Origin of the sequence: Cupriavidus sp. CuC1, assembly GCF_044627735.1 — a bacterium.
Classification (GTDB): domain Bacteria; phylum Pseudomonadota; class Gammaproteobacteria; order Burkholderiales; family Burkholderiaceae; genus Cupriavidus; species Cupriavidus ulmosensis.
Genome location: NZ_JBIUHC010000347.1, coordinates 1 through 2282 on the forward strand (window position 1 = coordinate 1; position 2282 = coordinate 2282).

Genomic DNA, 2282 nt, shown 5'->3' on the forward strand with positions numbered 1-2282 from the left:
GTAAAGAAAAGTGACATCTCACACGTTCTAAAACGGCCAACACCGTACAGCCGCGACAGCAGCTAGAAGCGCTAAAATATCGCCCACTCACGCTATTCTGCATCAGCAGCCAGAAGCATCAAAACCCCGCCCTAAAGAGACACCCCCGCGTCAACGGGCTAGACAGAATGTATTGACCTGCCGCACCTCAAGCGGCGTGGATTAGGCTTGAGATACTATGAAGGGCCGCGGAGGCTAAGCCCCTGGAGTAAAACGAAGATTCGCAGTCTCGTTTCTCAGGAGCACGCAAATGAACACGCCTGACACAGCCCTTCAGGGGCAGAATACGACGATCACCGGTTGGCTGTATATGGCCTTCGAACTGGGCGAGAAGGGCTGGACCCAGGCGCATTGGCGTTGGCTCGAAGGGGTGAAGTTTGCGCAACCGGTGCAGCAAATCGTATTGCAGGAATACATGGATACGGTCAAGGCTTGCAGCCAACGTGTAGCGAGCCTGGAGTGCATGGCCAACCATCCGCGCCCTCATCGAACGCGCACAGCGATCCTCCCTGTACTGCGCCCTTGCCACCGTGGGAGCCGATGGCATGCCCACCGTCACGCCCATCGGCACGGTGTTCGCGTGCGCGATATCCGGTTCTCTGCCTTCAGGCCTTGGCCTACCCGGTGATGATGGAGGGGCTGTGGGAGTGACAGTCATCGCCACACTGACTGCCGGAACCACATTGACAGCGCTCAGGTTCGGACTTACCCTCCGCTGAGCCATTGGCCTGTCCCTGCGCGTCTGTTCGCGGCTGTCTCGGGTGTGCCGGCACAAGAACAACGACAAATACAGAGACAGTTCCACCGTGCCTCCCCGCCTGTCCGACCTCCGCCCCGTCCTGCCGATCCTGCTCGGCGCTTCCGTCATGCTGAGCCTGGCCATGGGCCTGCGCCAGAGCCTTGGCATCTTCATGCCCCCGCTGACCAAGGACATCGGCATCTCGGTGTCGGATTTCACGATTGCGATCGCGGTGCAGAACCTGGCCTGGGGGCTGCTCCAGCCCATGGCCGGCGCCTTGGCCGCGCGGGTGGGGTTCCGGCCGCTGATGATGAGCGGCTCGCTGCTCTATGTGCTGGGGCTGGCGCTGCTGGCCACGGCGCACGGCATCGTGGGCGTGACGCTCGGCGCGGGCGTGGCGATCGGCGCATCGATGGCTTGCACGGGCAGCGCCATTTCCATGGCGGTGGCCGCGCGGCCGGTGCCGGCGGCGTTGCGCAGCGCGGTGCTTGGCATTGTGTCTGGCGCCGGCTCGCTCGGGGCGCTGGTGGCGGCGCCGATCGGGCAGGTGGTGGCGCAGTCGTTCGGCTGGCGCGTGGGGTTGGCGGCCTTTATCCTGCTTGCGCTGGTCATGCTGCCCGCCGCGTGGTACGCGGGCAAGGTGGATCGCCTGCCACTGCCCACGTTGCCCGGCGCCGTGCAGCAGAATGCGCGCGAGGCGCTTGGCACGGCGTTGCGGAACAAGGCGTTCCTGGTCATGGGCGCCGCGTATTTCGTGTGCGGCATGCAGTTGGTCTTCCTCACCACGCACCTGCCCTCGTATCTCGACATCTGCGGCATGGACCCGATGCTCAGCGCCAAGGCGCTTGGCGTGATCGGCGGCTTCAATGTGCTGGGCAGCCTGTTCTTCGGCTGGGCCGGCGGCCGGGTCAGCAAGCTTGTGCTGCTCGGCACCATCTACAGCGTGCGCTCGCTCGCGCTGGCCTGGTACTTCTCATCGGCGCCCACGCCGGGCAGCACGCTGGTGTTTGCCGCCGTGATGGGCTTCCTGTGGCTGGGCGTGGCACCGCTGGTGGCGGGCTGGATCGCGCAGACCTTTGGCCTGCGCTGGCAGGCCATGCTGGGCGGCGTGGCGTTCTTCAGCCACCAGATCGGCAGCTTCGTCGGCGCGTTCGGAGGCGGGCTGGTCTACGATGCGCTGGGCTCCTACACGCTGGCATGGCAGATCGGCGTGGCACTGGGGCTGGCTGCCGGGCTGGCGCAGATTGCCTTTGCGGTGGCCACGCGCCCGCGTCCGCCGCAGGTGATGGCCACATAGGCGGGCACTACGGCAAGGAGCGAGCAACTGATACACCGTTCTTACTCAGAAGTATCTATAATCGCTCGCCATGAGTAAGGTTTATCGGATCAACGAATTCGCAAAGCGCATCGGACGAGCTCCCAGTACAGTGCGCCGCTGGGAGCGCGAAGGCATCCTGGCGGCTAAGCGCCTGCCTTCCGGACATCGGTACTTTGACGAGTCCGA

3 protein-coding genes are annotated in these 2282 nt (G+C 64.4%); all 3 read left to right on the top strand.

Going from position 1 to position 2282, the window contains the following annotated elements; translation table 11 throughout:
- Positions 1-289 precede the first annotated feature (289 nt).
- Entirely contained in the window at positions 290-667 is a 378-nt protein-coding gene (locus ACGLHR_RS51450; RefSeq protein ID WP_400103797.1) for a hypothetical protein, read from the top strand.
- A gap of 238 nt (positions 668-905) precedes the next feature.
- On the top strand, positions 906-2075 hold the full coding sequence (locus ACGLHR_RS51455; protein ID WP_318234201.1) for an MFS transporter: 1170 nt from the start codon (positions 906-908) through the stop codon (positions 2073-2075).
- A gap of 70 nt (positions 2076-2145) precedes the next feature.
- A partial coding sequence (locus ACGLHR_RS51460) for a MerR family DNA-binding transcriptional regulator (protein ID WP_400103799.1) occupies positions 2146-2282 on the top strand: 137 nt, incomplete at its 3' end.